16 protein-coding genes are annotated in these 14,948 nt (G+C 70.7%); 4 read left to right on the top strand and 12 right to left on the bottom strand.

Annotation, left to right across the window (positions count from 1 at the left end; all coding sequences use genetic code 11):
* The first annotated feature begins 39 nt into the window (after positions 1-39).
* Both GTY56_RS04130 and GTY56_RS04125 read left to right on the top strand, forming a co-directional pair.
* A complete protein-coding gene (locus GTY56_RS04130; protein WP_161362557.1) occupies positions 40-1,062 on the top strand; it encodes a Gfo/Idh/MocA family protein in 1,023 nt (340 codons plus the stop codon).
* A gap of 96 nt (positions 1,063-1,158) precedes the next feature.
* On the top strand, positions 1,159-1,917 hold the full coding sequence (locus GTY56_RS04125; protein ID WP_161362554.1) for an SDR family oxidoreductase: 759 nt from the start codon (positions 1,159-1,161) through the stop codon (positions 1,915-1,917).
* Between the two features lie 311 nt (positions 1,918-2,228).
* Here the strand turns inward: GTY56_RS04125 and GTY56_RS04120 are convergent, their stop codons facing one another.
* On the bottom strand, positions 2,229-2,555 hold the full coding sequence (locus GTY56_RS04120) for a nuclear transport factor 2 family protein (RefSeq protein WP_161362552.1): 327 nt from the start codon (positions 2,553-2,555) through the stop codon (positions 2,229-2,231).
* A gap of 228 nt (positions 2,556-2,783) precedes the next feature.
* On the opposite strand from GTY56_RS04120, the gene GTY56_RS04115 reads away from it, so the two are divergent.
* On the top strand, positions 2,784-3,341 hold the full coding sequence (locus GTY56_RS04115; RefSeq protein WP_161362551.1) for a DoxX family membrane protein: 558 nt from the start codon (positions 2,784-2,786) through the stop codon (positions 3,339-3,341).
* 57 nt (positions 3,342-3,398) lie between these two features.
* A complete protein-coding gene (locus tag GTY56_RS04110; protein ID WP_161362550.1) occupies positions 3,399-3,764 on the top strand; it encodes a MazG-like family protein in 366 nt (121 codons plus the stop codon).
* A gap of 32 nt (positions 3,765-3,796) precedes the next feature.
* Here the strand turns inward: GTY56_RS04110 and GTY56_RS04105 are convergent, their stop codons facing one another.
* The 11 genes from GTY56_RS04105 to GTY56_RS04055 are packed head-to-tail and all read right to left on the bottom strand — an operon-like array spanning position 3,797 to position 14,741.
* On the bottom strand, positions 3,797-4,579 hold the full coding sequence (locus tag GTY56_RS04105; RefSeq protein ID WP_161362549.1) for an Rv1363c family protein: 783 nt from the start codon (positions 4,577-4,579) through the stop codon (positions 3,797-3,799).
* Positions 4,580-4,627: 48 nt separating this feature from the next.
* Positions 4,628-5,092 (bottom strand): Rv1363c family protein, encoded by a 465-nt coding sequence (locus tag GTY56_RS04100; RefSeq protein ID WP_161362548.1) that lies wholly within the window; start codon positions 5,090-5,092, stop codon positions 4,628-4,630.
* A gap of 20 nt (positions 5,093-5,112) precedes the next feature.
* Positions 5,113-6,390, bottom strand: a complete 1,278-nt coding sequence (locus GTY56_RS04095) for an MCE family protein (protein WP_161362546.1) — start codon at positions 6,388-6,390, stop codon at positions 5,113-5,115.
* The gene (locus GTY56_RS04090; RefSeq protein WP_161362543.1) at positions 6,387-7,688 is read right to left on the bottom strand and encodes an MCE family protein; all 1,302 of its coding nucleotides are present in this window, start codon (positions 7,686-7,688) and stop codon (positions 6,387-6,389) included. The genes GTY56_RS04095 and GTY56_RS04090 overlap by 4 nt, the downstream gene beginning before the upstream one ends.
* Positions 7,685-8,800, bottom strand: coding sequence for an MCE family protein (locus GTY56_RS04085; protein WP_346345414.1), 1,116 nt, complete (start codon positions 8,798-8,800; stop codon positions 7,685-7,687). The genes GTY56_RS04090 and GTY56_RS04085 overlap by 4 nt, the downstream gene beginning before the upstream one ends.
* Complete coding sequence (locus GTY56_RS04080; RefSeq protein ID WP_237524375.1) at positions 8,797-9,957, bottom strand: MCE family protein; 1,161 nt, start codon at positions 9,955-9,957, stop codon at positions 8,797-8,799. The genes GTY56_RS04085 and GTY56_RS04080 overlap by 4 nt, the downstream gene beginning before the upstream one ends.
* Complete coding sequence (locus tag GTY56_RS04075; RefSeq protein WP_161362541.1) at positions 9,954-10,991, bottom strand: MCE family protein; 1,038 nt, start codon at positions 10,989-10,991, stop codon at positions 9,954-9,956. The genes GTY56_RS04080 and GTY56_RS04075 overlap by 4 nt, the downstream gene beginning before the upstream one ends.
* Positions 10,988-12,229 (bottom strand): MCE family protein, encoded by a 1,242-nt coding sequence (locus tag GTY56_RS04070; protein ID WP_161362540.1) that lies wholly within the window; start codon positions 12,227-12,229, stop codon positions 10,988-10,990. Before GTY56_RS04070 ends, GTY56_RS04075 begins: the two co-directional genes overlap by 4 nt.
* An 8-nt stretch (positions 12,230-12,237) precedes the next feature.
* Positions 12,238-13,041 (bottom strand): MlaE family ABC transporter permease, encoded by an 804-nt coding sequence (locus GTY56_RS04065; protein ID WP_104783858.1) that lies wholly within the window; start codon positions 13,039-13,041, stop codon positions 12,238-12,240.
* A gap of 3 nt (positions 13,042-13,044) precedes the next feature.
* Positions 13,045-13,815: an MlaE family ABC transporter permease gene (locus tag GTY56_RS04060; protein ID WP_033306010.1), complete on the bottom strand. Its 771-nt coding sequence runs from the start codon at positions 13,813-13,815 to the stop codon at positions 13,045-13,047.
* Entirely contained in the window at positions 13,812-14,741 is a 930-nt protein-coding gene (locus GTY56_RS04055) for an ABC transporter ATP-binding protein (protein WP_161362539.1), read from the bottom strand. The genes GTY56_RS04060 and GTY56_RS04055 overlap by 4 nt, the downstream gene beginning before the upstream one ends.
* Positions 14,742-14,948: the final 207 nt, after the last annotated feature.

The raw sequence follows: 14,948 nt of genomic DNA, 5'->3' as shown, positions 1-14,948 counted from the left end.
ACGCAGTGCTCGGGGTCACGAGGTGGAGGCGGGGCGGCAATGACGGCGGACACGGTGCGGTGGGGGATCCTGGCGACCGGCGGGATAGCGGGCGCGTTCACCGCGGATCTGATCGACCTGCCGGACGCGGAGGTCGTGGCGGTGGCGTCGCGGTCTCAGGCGTCGGCGAAGACGTTCGCGGAGCGGTTCGGCATCCCCCGGGCCTACGGCGACTGGAACGCCCTCGCGCAGGACGAGGACATCGATGTCGTCTACGTCGCCACACCGCACACGGCGCACCGGACCGCCGCCGGGCTGTGTCTCGCGGCCGGGCGGCACGTGCTGTGCGAGAAGCCCTTCACGCTGAACGTGCGCGAGGCGGAGGAACTCGTCGCGCTGGCACGGGAGCACGGGCGCTTCCTGATGGAGGCGATGTGGATGTACTGCAACCCGCTGGTACGCCGCCTCAAGGCGCTCGTCGACGACGGGGTGATCGGCGAGGTGCGCAGCGTCCAGGCCGACTTCGGGCTGGCCGGCCCGTTCCCGCCCTCGCACCGGCTGCGCGACCCGGAGCTGGGCGGCGGCGCGCTGCTCGATCTGGGGGTGTATCCGGTGTCGTTCGCGCAGCTGCTGCTCGGGGAGCCGTCGGACGTCGTGGCGCGTGCGGTGCTCTCCGAGGAGGGCGTCGACCTCCAGACGGCGGCGGTGCTCTCCTTCGACAGCGGCGCGCTCGGCTCGGTGCACTGCTCCATCGTGGGCGGCACGGCGACCTCCGCGTCGGTCACCGGCTCCAAGGGCCGGATCGACATCCCGCACGGGTTCTTCTTCCCGGACCGTTTCGTCCTGCACCGGGACGGCCGTGACGCCGAGGAGTTCACCGCCGACCCTGCGGACGGCCCGCGCAACAGCATGCGTCACGAGGCGCTTGAGGTCATGCGGGCCGTGCGCGCCGGTGAGACGGAGTCCCCGCTGGTGCCGCTGGACGGCACGCTCGCCGTGATGCGGACGCTCGACGCGATCCGCGAACGCGTCGGCGTCCGCTACCCCGACGAGACGGGCGAGCCGGAACTCGCGCCCGTCTGACGCGCTCGTATCCGGCCGGGGCGGGGCGGGGCTGGGCTGGGGTGGGCTGAGCTGGGCGACAGGGGGCGCGGGGGCGCTCCCGTACGCTGCGGGGCCATGAACGCCAAGGAGAATGCGATCGCGGTGGTGACCGGAGCGGGTTCCGGCATCGGCCGGGCGGTCGCCGTGGAACTGCTGCGTACGGGCTGGTCGGTGGCGCTGGCGGGTCGGCGCGCACAGACACTGGAGGAGACGGCGGCCCTGGCACCCGGGGCCGCGTCTCTGGCGGTACGCACGGACGTCTCCCGCCCCGAGGACGTGAACGCCCTGTTCGCCGCCACCGTCGAGCGTTTCGGCCGGGTCGACCTGCTGTTCAACAACGCCGGCACGTTCGGCCCCGGCGGTGTCCCGGTCGAGGAACTGCCCTACGAGGCCTGGCGGCACGTGGTGGACACCAACCTCAACGGGGCGTTCCTGTGCGCGCAGGCGGCGTACCGGCAGATGAAGGAGCAGGCCCCGCAGGGCGGCCGGATCATCAACAACGGCTCCATCTCCGCGCACACGCCCCGCCCGCAGTCGGTGGCCTACACGGCGACCAAGCACGCGCTGACCGGCCTGACGAAGTCCCTCTCCCTGGACGGCCGGCCGTACGGAATCGCCGTCGGGCAGATCGACATCGGCAACGCGGCCACCGACATGACGTCCCGTATGCAGACGGGAGCACTCCAGGCAAACGGGGAAGTCGCCCCGGAACCCGTGATGGACGTCGCGGACGTGGCCCGCACGGTGCGGCACATGGCGGAGCTGCCGCTGGAGGCGAACGTGCAGTTCGCGACCGTACTGGCGACGGCGATGCCGTACGTCGGACGCGGCTGAGCGAGCGACGGAGTTCGTCAACTCGTCAACCTGCACAAACGGAATGACAACGTCCGCCCCATTGCGGCCGGTAGGGGACTTATGCTCAACTCTCCTACACGAAAGCTTCACAGTTGGAGCAGACCGCTTCCGTCGGCCACATCCAGGGGGGGGCGGCAGTCGTTCCACCGCACCGGGTGGGGGTGGATTCCGCGAGGGACCGCGGAGTACGCACCGGTGCGTGTGGAACGACTGCCGCACAGCTCAAGGGCTGTCACAAGGCTCACGAGCTGCGGTACGGCTCAAGGGCCGGGCGCGGTCCTGCGGCGGGGTCAGGCCTGCCCGGTCTCGAAGCGGCTGATCCGGCCGTCCTCGTCCACGGTGAAGCTCCACCGGGTCCGCATCTCGCCCCAGGTGTCGTTGCTGTAGCGGGCGATGAGGGAACGGCCGCCGTTGGACTCGTTGTCGACCTCCAGGTGACCGTGCGAGGAGAAGATCTCCCGGTCCACCCAGTCGGCGAGGTCCCGGTCGGAGCCGTCGTCCGCCATGGTCGCGCCCGGCGCGAGGAGCGCCATGAAGCTCTCGCGGTCGTGGTTGTTCACGGCGGCCACGAAGGCCCGGACGGCCGGATCGCTCAGGCGCGTGGTCTGAATCGTCATGCGAGCCAGCCTCGTACCGGCCACCCCCGCCCGCCACCCGTGCCACCCGAACGGCGTCCCGGACGGGTCCGCCGGGTGTCGCGGGGGGTGAGGGATGCGACGGTGGAAACGCGAAGACGGAGAGCACCTCGGTTCGTGCTGTCCGTTCCTGCTGTCTGTTTCCTGCTGTCTGTTTCCTGCTGTCCGTTTCCTGCTGTCCGTTTCCTGCTGTCTGCTCCGGGAGTCGACGTGAGGCGTAACGACCGACGTGATCTGGGCCTGCTGCTGCTCCGGCTGGGGGCGGGCGGTGTGCTGGCGGCGCACGGCACGCAGAAACTGTTCGGCTGGTTCGGCGGACACGGCATCGAGGGCACCGGCCAGTTCATGGAGTCCGTCGGCTACTCCCCCGGCAAGCAGAGCGCGACGGCGGCGGGCCTCGCGGAGACCGGCGGCGGCACGCTGCTGGCCCTGGGACTGGCCACCCCTGCCGCGGGCGCGGCGGCGGCCGGTGCGATGGCGGGCGCGGCGGCGGTGCACGCCCCGAACGGCTTCTTCAACCAGGGCGGCGGCTACGAGTACGCGGCGACGCTCGGCCTGACGGCGGCGGGCCTGGCCATCACCGGCCCGGGCCGCCTCTCCCTGGACCACCTGCTCGGCCACGCGGTGAACCGCGGCTGGATGATCCCGGCGGCCTTCGCGGCGACGGCGGCGGGCACGGCCGTGGTGGTGGGTGCCAGGGCGAGGCGCCTGCGGAAGGCGAAGGAGGGCGAGCAGGAGGCGTTGTTCGAGGAGGAGTACATGGAGTAGGGGCAGGAGGGCCGGGCCCCCGGGCGTTGTCAGTCCCGCATGACAGGCTGCGCCCCCATGAACGAACAGTCCCCCGCCCCTGAACTCTGGTCCACCATCGACGCCTTGCACGAGTGGCTCGACACCAACCGCCCGGTCGAGGGCCGCGAGGGCCTCCTCCTGCGCATCCTCAAACTCTCCGAGGAGGTCGGCGAGGTCTCGCAGGCGGTGATCGGGGTGACGGGGCAGAACCCGCGCAAGGGCATCACGCACACGTGGGAGGACGTGCAGGCGGAGCTGTGCGATGTCGTCATCACGGCGCTGCTGGCGTTGCGGACCCTGACGCCGGAGGCGCGAGAGGTCCTGGCACGGCACCTGGAGCGGGTGACACGACGGTCCGCGGCGCACACGGCACAGGCGGACGTTCCGCGTCGGCCGCTCTGATCACCGGGTGCCGCACAAGAGCCCGTTCGTCCTCACAGCGCGTCCACCGCGCTCACCTTCCACTGGTCACCCGTACGGCTCATCGTCATCCGCACCCGGTTCTGGTCCACGCGGGACCCCGACACCTGCGTGCTCTCGGTGACCTGGTTGACGAAGAGCAGGACGACGACCCTGTCGGGGGAGGCCGAGACGACGGAGGCGGCCGGGGCGCCGCCGGAGCCGGGGGCGGCGACCCTTGCCTTCACGACGCCGCGGTACTTCTCGGCCGTCGGGGCGACCACGGTCTTCGTGGTCTTGCCGTACTCGTCGCGGAAGTCGCCGGTCAGGTGGGCGCGCGCCCTTGAGAAGTCCTTGTCCAGGTGGCGGTAGTCGTACGACAGGACGATCGGTGCCGCCGTGCGCGCGGCCGTGAGCGCCTCGGTCCGGGCGGTCTCCGTCAGGCGGCCGTCGCGGTACTGCCGTCCCAGGGCGGCCAGCGCGACCAGGCCGGCGACGAGCAGGACGGCCAGGAGCAAGGTGAGCAGCCTCCGTCGGCCACCGGAGCCGGGCTCGCTGCGCTCCTGCGGCCCGCCCTCCCCGAACGACTCCGGCGACGGCTCCGGCGGGTCGTCCCAGCCCTGCTCCGGGGCCTCGATGAGGACGGTGCGACCGGCGAGTGGCGGCTCGGCCCGGCGCGGGGACCTCTCGTGGCCGGCCGTCGCCGCGCCCGCTTCGCGGTGGCCGCGCTCCGCACGCTTGGCCGCCGCGCGGGCGGCCGCCGTCATGGTGCGGCGGGTGCCGGGACCGGGGGCGCGGCCGGTGGTCGTCTTCGGCATGGTGGTACTCCTCGTCGGTGCTTGTCGGTCGGCGGATCGGCCCGTGGATCAGCCGACGAACTCGACGTCGGACGTCAGCCAGCGGCCGTCCTTGTGTACGAGGTCGAGCTGGAGCCGGTAGGTGCGCGCCTCTCCCCCGGGCACGGCGGTGTTGGTCACCTTGCTGTCGGCGACGACCAGCACACGGGCCGAGTCCTCGTCGGAGCGGACGATGCCCGCCTCCAGGACCTGGCCTTCCGACACGGACTTGTTCTGGGCCACCAGCTTCGTCAACTGCTCCGTCTGGGCGGTGAACTGCTTCTTGAAGTCGCCCGTCGCGCCCGCCAGGACGTTCGCGCTGTCGCGGTCGTAGTGCCGGTAGTCGAGGGAGGTGAAGTTCAGTGCCGACTGGCGGGCCGCGGCCAGGATGCCCTGGCGTCGGTGGTCCGCCTCGTTCTGTGCGTGGATCCCGAAGGCCAGCCAGAGCGCCAGCGCTGTGGTGACGACGGTCGCCGCCACGAGTCCCGCCGTCATCACTCGGGGTGGTACCTGCCTCATGCCATGGGGCCGACGAGCAGCCATTGCCACGACTCCTTTCCGAACGCGGCCTGCTGGCCGCCCGCCGAGCCGATCTCGACGTTCCTTCCGTCCGGGCCGGTGGTGGTGCCGGTCTCCGGGTCGTACGGGGTGACGTACGCCGCCTGGTTCGCGCCGCCGTCGGCGGTCGACGCGCCCGGGGCGTTCTGCGCGCCGCGTACCGACGACTCGCTGCCGCGCGGGAGCGTGCAGCGGGCGTCGGTGTTCGCCTCGCGTGTGCTGGTGTCCGCCGGGTCCCGGCGTGCCGTGCCGTACCCCTGGGTGCAGGCCGGCGGGTCGTCGGCGTTCAGCACCAGGCCGAAGTGGGTGGTGCCGTCGCCGGGGACGACCGTGTAGCTGCCCGCGACCATCAGCGGGAAGGTGACCAAGGCCTGCTCCACGCCGGGGAGGCGGGCCAGCGTGACCTGGCCGCCGCTGATCAGGTTGGCGAGCAGGACCGACAGCTGCGGCCCGGTCGACTTCAGCAGCGAGTTCAGTTCCTGCGCCGCCGGCCGCGCGTTGCCGATCAGCTTGCGCAGGTCCCCGTCACTGGACTTCAACTGGGCCGACAGCAACGCCAGATCGCGCGCGAACGACTTGATCGAAGAGCCCTGGTCGGCCTGGGTCCTGAGGACCTTCCGTGAGTCCTCGATCAGGGCGGTCGTCTCCGGCAGCGCCTCGGACGCCGACTCGACCAGGGTGTTGCCCGAGTCCACCAGGCGGCCCAGGTTCGGGCCGGTGCCGGCGAACGCCTTGCCCAGTTCGTCGACCGTGACCCGCAGGTCGTCCTTGCCGACCGAGTTCACCAGGCGGTCCAGGCTGAGGACCATGTCCGTCGTCGACAGCGGCCCCCGTGTGCTCTCGCGCGGGATCGTGCTGCCGTCCAGCAGGTACGGGCCGTGGGAGGCGCGGGGCTGGAGGTCGACGTACTGCTCGCCCACCGCCGAACGGTTCGCCACCACGGCCAGCGTGTCCGCCGGGATGCGGGGCGCCCCGTCCTCGATGTCGAGCGCGACCGAGACGCCGTCCGGGCCGGCCAGGCGCAGGGCGCCGACCTTGCCCACCGGCACCCCGCGGTAGGTGACCTCGGCGCCGGGGAAGACGCCCCCGGAGTCGGCGAAGTCGGCCCGCACGGTGTAGCCGCGGTCCAGGACCTCGTCCACCAGGCCCGTGTACTCGGCGCCGACGTACGACACGCCTACGGCGGTGAGGGTGGCGAAGGCGATGAGTTGCGCCTTGACCGTACGGGTGATCACGGCTGGACCCCCTTCAGCATCAGCTCGGCGAGTTCGAGGTTGATCCCCTCGGGCCAGTCACCCCCGGTGCGATGCCCGCCGGAGCCGTGGCCGGCGGTGCACACCGGCGGGCACAGCGGGTCACCACCTGAGGGCACGGACGGTGACGACGGCACGCTCGGCCTGCTCGGCAGGGCGGTGGGCTTGGGCACGCCCGGCACATCCGGCACGTCCGGGAGATCCGGTCCGTCCGGCAGGCCGGGGGGCTCGGGAAGCTCCGGCACCTGGGTGTCCCCGCCGTTCCCGCCGCCCGGCTCGTCCGTCAGGTTGCCGTAGACGCCGGCCAGATCGAGGTCCGCCGTGACGTGCAGGTTGACGTAGTCACCCTTGATGGCGTCCACCGCGTTGCGCGGGAAGGGATAGGTGGTCAGCAGTTCCAGGGAGTTGGGCAGGTCGCTGCCCGCCTTGTTGAGCTGGTGCAGGATCGGCCGGAGCTGCCTGAGGTTGGCGACCGTGTCGTCGTGCGAGGCGTTGACCACCTTGGTGCCGGTCTTGCCCAGCCTGGACAGGGCGGTGAGCATCCTCGTCAGGTCGCGGCGCTGGTCGGCCAGGACCTTCAGGGCGGGCGGCATCGTGTCGACGGCCCCTGCGATCGTCGTCTTCTCCTTGCCGAGCCGTTTGGCCAGCCGGTCCACGGCCTTCAGCGCGCGGACGATGTCCTTGCGCTGGTCGTCCAGGCCTCCGATGAAGGTGTCGAGCTCCTTGAGCAGGGACTTGACGCGGTTCTCCCGGCCTTCCAGGGCCTTGTTCAGCTCCGTGGTGATCGTCTTGAGCTGGGCCACGCCGCCGCCGTTGAGCAGGGCGGACAGCGCGGACAGCACCTCCTCGACCTCCGGGTTGCGGCCGCTGCGGGACAGCGGGATCACATCACCGTCGCGGAGCCGACCGACCGGTGCGCTCTCCGGCGGCCGGGACAGCGCCACGTACTTCTCGCCGAGCATGCTGGTCTGCCGCAGCTCCGCGATGGCGTTGGAGGGCAGCTTCACCGAGTCGGCGACCCGGAGGCGGACCCTCGCGTGCCAGCCCTCCAGCTCCACCTTCTCCACCGCGCCCACAGTGACGTTGTCGACCTTGACCGACGACTGCGGAACCAGGTCCAGGACGTCGCGGAACTCGACGGTGACGTGGTAGGCGTGGCCGTCGGCGGCGGCTCCGCCGGGGAGCGGGACGTCGTACCAGCCGTTGAACTCGCAGCCCGACAGGAGCACCGTCGCGACGGCTGTCCAGGCGACGGCCCCGCCCCTGCGCGGGGGCCTCATGCGCTCGCTCCCAGGATTCCGCCGAGGGTGCGGTCGACCGTGCCGGTGCCCGAGGTGCCCTGGGGCACCTCGGGCAGCGAGTCGAAGAGGTCCCTCAGGTCCCCGCAGTCGGTCTTCTCCCCGGTCGTCCTCAGGATCGAGCACAGCAGTGCGGCGGGATCCTGCGGGTGGTCGGGGTTGTTGCGGGTGTCGAGGGTGCCGGCGGAAGGATTGTAGGCGTTGTGCAGGTTCGACACGCCCGTCGGCGCGACCTCCAGCAGCTCCTCCAGCGCCGCCCGTTGGGTGACGAGCACCTTGGTCACCTTGCTCAGGCCCTCCACGTTCGACGTCAGCGACTTCTTGTTCTTCTTCACGAAGGCGGACACGTCACCGAGCGCCGTGCCGAGGTTCTTCAGCGCGGCCGCCAGGTCCTTGCGCTCGCCCGCGAGCTGCCCGGCGACCTTGGCGAGGCTGCTGTTGAACGACCGCACGCTCTTGTCGTCCGCCGCCAGCGCCGCTGTGAACACCTGAAGGTTGCGGACGGTGCCGAACAGGTCCGTGCGGCCGTCGGACAGGGTCGTGACCGCCTCCGAGAGGTCCTCCACCGTCCGGTGCAGGTTCTCGCCCTGGCCGTCGAGGTTGTCGGCGCTGACGCCGAGCAACCGTGACAGGGCGCCCTCCTTGTTGGCGCCCTCGGGTCCCAGCGCCTCGGCCGTGGTGTGCAGGCTGTCGAAGACGCGGTCCAGTTCGACCGGCACGGCCGTGCGCGACTCGGGGATCTCGTCCCCGTCCCGCAGGACCGGGCCGCTCCGGTACACCGGCAGCAGCTGCACGTAACGGTCGCTGACCACCGAGGAGTTGATGATGGCGGCCTGTGCGTCCGCCGGGACCTTCCGGTCCGCGTCGTACTCCAGCTCCACCCGCACCCGGCCGCCCTCCGGCGTGATCTTCTTGACCTCGCCGATTCGCACACCCAGCACGCGGACGTCCGAGCCGGGGTAGATGCCGACGGTCCGGGGGAAGTACGCCGTCACGCGGGCCGGCTCGGTCCGCGGCCACAGGACGTAGGTGAGCGCGGCGGCCAGGGCCAGGACGGTCAGCAGGGCCAGGGGCTTCTTCCAGCGGTTGCTCACCGCGCACCTCCCGTTCGCGTCCGCGGCACCACCGGGGCGGCGACCAGATTCTGGACGTAGGAGTCGAACCAGCGGCCGTTGCCGAGGGTGTTGGTGAAGACCCGCACGTAGGGAGCCAGGAGCTCGATGCTCCGGTCCAGACTGGACTGGTTGCGTTCGAGCATCTTCACCACGGTGTCGAGGCCCTTGAGCGCGGGCCCGATCTCCTTCTCGTTGTCCTGCACCAGGCCGGAGAGCTGGATGCCGAGCGCGGCGGAGGTCTTCAGCAGCTTGTGGATCGCCGCCCGCCGCTTGCTGATCTCCTTGAACAGCTTGTCGCCGTCCTTGACCAGCGCGGAGAAGTCGCCCGACCGGTCGGCGAGCACACCCGTCACACCGTTCGCGTGGTCGAGGAGTTCCTTGAGGGCCTTGTCGCGCGAGGCCACCGTCCGGGAGATCTTCGACAGGCCCTTGATGGACGCCCGTACTTCCTGCGGTGAGTCCTCGAAGGTGGTGGAGATGGTGTCCAGGGCCTTGGCCAGCCGGTCGGTGTCGACCTTCTCCGTCGTGGTGGTGAGATCGCTGAACGCCTGCACGACGTCGTAGGCGGGGACGGTCCGCTTCAGCGGGATCTCGCTACCGGGCTCCAACTGGCCCCGCCCCCCGGGATGCAGGGCGAGGTACTTGGCGCCGAGGATCGTCTTGACCCGGATCGACGCGCCGGTGTCGGTGCCGAACCCCGGCTCGTCCTTGATCTTGAAGGTGACCTTGACATGGTCGCCGTCCAGGTCGACCTCTTCGACCTTGCCGACCTTGACCCCGGCGATGCGCACCTCGTCACCCGGCTTGAGACCGCCCGCCTCCGCGAAGGCGGCGCTGTACGTATCGCCGTCGCCGATCACGGGCAGGCGGTCGGCGTTGAACGCGGCCACGGTCAGCAGCGCGAGGACGGTGAGTCCGACAGCGCCGATGACGAGGGGACTGCGTTCGCGGAAGGGGCCGAGGTGCGGACGGCGGAGCCGTATCCCCGGCAGCTTCGGCGGGTCCACGCGGACCTTGATCAGCGGCTGTGGACGCGGCCTGCGGCGGGCCCGGACACGCGGGAGCCTCAGGCTCGGCAGCTTCGGCGGTTCCACGCGCACCTTGAACAGCGGCTCCGGGCGGCGTTTGCGGCTCATGCCCCGCACCTCGCCCTCGCCACGTGCATCTCGGGCGTGAGCACCTGCTTCGTCTTCGGCAGCACGATCCGGCCGTCGAAGTCGCACAGGTAGAAGTTGAACCACGAGCCGTAGGACGCCGTCCCCGTCAGCTCGCCCAGCTTGTTCGGCAGCCTCTTCAGCACGCCCTCCACGGTCTTCTCGTTGTCGTTCAGCGTCCCGGTGAGGTCGGTCAGTTCCGCGATGTCGTCCTTGAGCGGCGGGCGCGCGTCCTTCAGCAGGCCCGAGGTGGCCTCCGTCAGGTCGCCGATGCTCACCAGCGACTTCCCGATGGGCTTGCGGTCGGCGGACAGGCCCGAGATGACCCGGCGCAGCTGCTTGAGCAGTCCGGAGAAGCGGGCGCCTCGCTTGTCGAGCGTCTTCAGCACGGTGTTGAGGTTGTCGATCACCGAGCCGATCAGCTTGTCGCGGCCGGCCAGCGTCGTGGTGAGCGACGCCGTGTGCGTCAGCAGGCTGTTGGCGGTGCCGCCCTCGCCCTGGAGGGTCCTGATGATCTCGGTGGCCAGTTGGTTGACGTCCTTCGGGCTGAGCGCGGCGAACAGCGGCTTGAAGCCGTTCAGCAGCGCGTTCAGATCGAGGGCGGGCTGGGTGCGCGCGAGCGGGATCGTGCCGCCGGGGCGCAGCCGGGTGCCGTCGCCGGCGCCCTCGGTCAGCGCGAGGTAGCGCTGCCCTACCAGGTTGCGGTAGCGGATGACGGCTCCGGTGCTGGTGAGCAGCGGCCGGTCCCGGCTGACCGTGAAGGTGACCTCGGCCAGCGTCCGGTCCTTGATCCGGATGCCCGCGACCTCACCGACCCGCACTCCGGCCACCCGGATGTCGTCACCCTCCTCCAGGCCGGTGACGTCGCTGAACACCGCGCGGTACTCGTGCTCGGGAGTGAAGGAGATGTTCACGATGGTTGCGGCGAGCAGGGCCGTCGCCACCATCGTCACCAGCGCGAAGAGACTGAACTTGATCAGCGGAGCGGCGGTCTGCCGGGCACCTGTGGTGCTCATGCGACGCTCACCGCCGTCCCGCGCGCCATCGGCCCGAACAGCAGCGTCGCGACCGGCGGCACCTCGTCCGCGGGCACGCCCAGCACCGGCGCCACGAGCGAGCCGACGGCCCGCTGTTCGGCCCGGGTGGCGGAGGCGCCGAGCGGGCCGCCCGAGGCCGTACCCGGCCGTTCGGAACCGTCATCGAGGTGGCTGCCGGGTGCCGGCACCGGAGGATGCGGCAGATCACGGCAGTTCGGGCCCGACCGCTCGCCGTAGCGCGGTTCCTCACCCGGTTCGTACGCACCCCGCGGCCGTACGACCTCCAGCGTGATGTGCATCTTGCCGCCCCGGAACGCCTCCTCGGACGCCTTGTCCTGCCGGACCAGACCGGCCAGCAGGCAGGGGTACTGGGGGGAGTATCGGGCGAACAGCTCCAGCGTGGGGCGGGAGACCCGGCCGAGGGTGATCAGCCGGTCGCCGTTGGCGTCGAGGAAGTCCTCGCCGGTGCCCGCGACGGTCGCCGTGGACTTCAGGGCCGCCGCCAGCCGGTCCTTCTCCTCGACGATCGTGCGGCTGGTGGTGACGGTGTTGCGCAGGATCTCCATCAGGTCGGGCGCCGCGTCGCCGTAGACCTCGGCGACGTCGGCGAAGCGTGCGATGTCCTCTTTCAGGGACGGCAGGTGCGGATTGAGGCGGCGCAGGTAGGCCTCCACTCGCGTGAGGTTGTCGCCGATCCGGTCGCCGCGGCCGTCGAGGGCGGTGGCGAACGCGGAGAGCGTGGCGTTGAGCTTGCCGGGCTGCACGGTCCGCAGCAGCGGCAGCAGGTCGTTCATCAGCTGCTGGACCTCGATGCCGACGCGGGTGCGGTCCTGGGTGATGACGTCCCCGGCGCGGATCGGCCGGGCCGATGAGCCGCGCGGTGCGACCAGGTCGACGTACTTCTCGCCGAACAGCGTCTTGGGCAGCAGGCGCGCGTGCACGTCGGACGGGATCCGGTCGACGTGCTCCGGCTTCAGCGCGATGTCGAGCGTCGCCTTCGTCCCGTCGGCCCGCACCTCGCGCACTTCGCCGACCAGCAGCCCGCGCAGCTTGACGTCGGCGCGCGGATCGAGCTGGTTGCCGAGGCGGTCGGCCTCCAGCGTGATCCGCACGACCGGCGTGAACACCTGGCGGTAGACGGCGACGGACAGGGACAGCAGCAGGGCGAGTACGGCGATGAAGACGACGCCGTACAACCGCAGTCTCAGCACTCTCATCCGGCGGCTCACCCCGCTATCCGCACGGTCGTGCTGGCGCCCCAGATGGCCAGCGACAGGAAGAAGTCCAGGACGTTGATCGCCACGATCGAGGTCCGCACCGCACGGCCCACCGCGACGCCGACCCCCGCCGGGCCGCCGCTCGCGTAGTAGCCGTAGAAGCAGTGCACCAGGATGATCAGGACGGCGAAGACCAGCACCTTCCCGAAGGACCACAGCACGTCCACCGGGGGCAGGTACTGCTGGAAGTAGTGGTCGTACGTGCCCGTGGACTGCCCGTAGTAGCCGGTGGTGATGGTGCGGGCGGCCAGGTACGAGGAGAGCAGGCCGATCACGTACAGCGGGACGACGGCCACGAACCCGGCGATCATCCGGGTCGTCACCAGGAACGGCAACGAGGGCACGCCCATGACCTCCAGCGCGTCGGTCTCCTCGCTGATCCGCATCGCGCCGAGCTGGGCGGTGAACCCGGCGCCGACGGTGGCGGAGAGGGCGAGCCCGGCCACCAGTGGGGCGATCTCACGGGTGTTGAAGTACGCCGAGAGGAACGCCACGAAGTTGGAGGTGCCGAGCTGGTTGAGCGCGGCGTACCCCTGCAACCCCACTTCCGTGCCGGTGAAGAACGACAGGAAGGCGATCACGCCGACCGTGCCGCCCACGACGGCGAGCGCGCCCCGGCCGAAGCTCACCTCGGCGAGCAGCCGCAGGATCTCCTTCTTGTAGCGGCGCAGGGTGCGGCCGGTCCAGGCCAGCGACCGCCCGTAGAAGGACAGCTGGGCACCCAGCTCCTCCAGGCCTTTCAGCAGCGCCATGCCTCAGCCCCTCTGGGGAACGACTTGGAAGTACACGGCGGTCATCACGAAGTTCGTCACGAACAGCAACATGAAGGTGATCACCACCGACTGGTTCACCGCGTCGCCCACACCCTTGGGCCCGCCCTTCGCGGTGAGCCCCTTGTAGGAGGCGACGATCCCGGCGATCGCACCGAACACCAGCGCCTTGACCTCGGCCGCCCACAGGTCGGAGAGCTGGGCGAGCGTGGTGAAGGAGGCCAGGTAGGCGCCGGGAGTGCCGTTCTGGAGGACGACGTTGAAGAAGTAGCCGCCTGCCACGCCGACCACCGACACCAGGCCGTTGAGCAGCACCGCCACCAGCATCGAAGCCAGCACGCGGGGGACGACCAGCCGGTGGATGGGGTCGATGCCCAGCACCTGCATCGCGTCGATCTCGTCGCGGATCTTCCGCGCCCCGAGGTCGGCGCAGATCGCCGTGCCGCCGGCGCCCGCGATCAGCAGCGCGGTGACGATCGGCGAGGCCTCGCGCAGCACGGCGAGCACGGAGGCGGCCCCGGCGAAGGACTGGGCGCCCAACTGCCGGGTGAGACTGCCGATCTGGAGCGCGATGACCGCCCCGAACGGAATGGAGACCAGGGCCGTCGGCAGGATCGTCACGCTCGCGACGAACCACGCCTGCTGGATGAACTCCCGCGCCTGGAAGGGACGTCGGGGGATCGTCCGGACGACGTCCAGCGCCATCGCGAAGAGGCTGCCGGAGTGCCGCAGCGCTCCGGCCGGTGACAGGCTCATGCGCCGGCCACCTCCGCCTGGTGGAGTTCGGCCTCGCGCCGTGCGATCGCCTGCCAGCGGGGCGGGCGGGTGATGCCCGGTCCCGGCAGCAGGCGGGGAGCCGGCTCCTGCACGCGCGCGCTGTCGTCGACCTGCGCGAGCTCCTGCTCGACCTGCGCCGCGTCCTTCTCCTCCGCCATGCCGATCGGGCCCTGCATCCGGCCGTTCAGGAACTGCCGTACGACGGGCTCGTCGCTGGTCAGCAGCTCTGCGCGCGGCCCGAACATCACCAGCTCGCGGCGGAACAGCAGCCCGATGTTGTCCGGCACCTGGCGGGCCGAGGCGATGTCGTGCGTGACGATCAGGAAGGTCGCGTCGATCTGGGCGTTGAGGTCGACGATGAGCTGGTTGAGGTAGGCGACGCGGACCGGGTCCAGGCCCGAGTCGGGTTCGTCGAAGAGGATGATCTCCGGGTCGAGCACGAGCGCCCGGGCGAGCCCCGCCCGCTTGCGCATCCCGCCGGAGATCTCACCGGGCAGCTTCTCCTCGGCGCCGATCAGCCCGACCATGTCCATCTTCTCCAGCACGATGCGCCGGATCTCGCTCTCGGACTTACGGGTGTGCTCGCGCAGCGGGAAGGCGATGTTGTCGTACAGGTTCATCGAGCCGAACAGCGCGCCGTCCTGGAACAGCACGCCGAAGAGCTTGCGCACCTCGTACAGGTCGTGCTCGCGGAGCTTGGTGATGTCCCGGCCCTGGATCGTGATCGAGCCGCGCTCCGGCTTCAGCAGTCCGACGAGCGTCTTGAGGAACACCGACTTGCCCGTGCCCGAGGGGCCGAGCATGACCGAGACCTCCCCGGCGGGCAGCGTCAGCGAGACGTCCTGCCAGATGACCTGGTGACCGAAGGACTTGGTCAGCCCTTCCACACAGATCTCGACACCCATCCGGTCCACCCTTCAGCCCGTGGAGCAGTGCCCCTGGAGCAGCTCTGACATCTGCTCTACGGGGAGGGGCCGGGCGTCCGTCGCTCGTGTGGCGGACTTTTTTCGGGCGGGTTACGGGCGGCGCGCTCGGGTCGGCTTACGGGCACCACTTCGGGTCGGCTTACGGGCACCACTTCGGGTCGGCTTACGGGCACCACTTCGGGTCGG

The organism is Streptomyces sp. SID5643, assembly GCF_009872555.1.
Lineage (GTDB): Bacteria > Actinomycetota > Actinomycetes > Streptomycetales > Streptomycetaceae > Streptomyces > Streptomyces iakyrus.
This window is presented reverse-complemented; position numbering and strand designations above follow the sequence as displayed.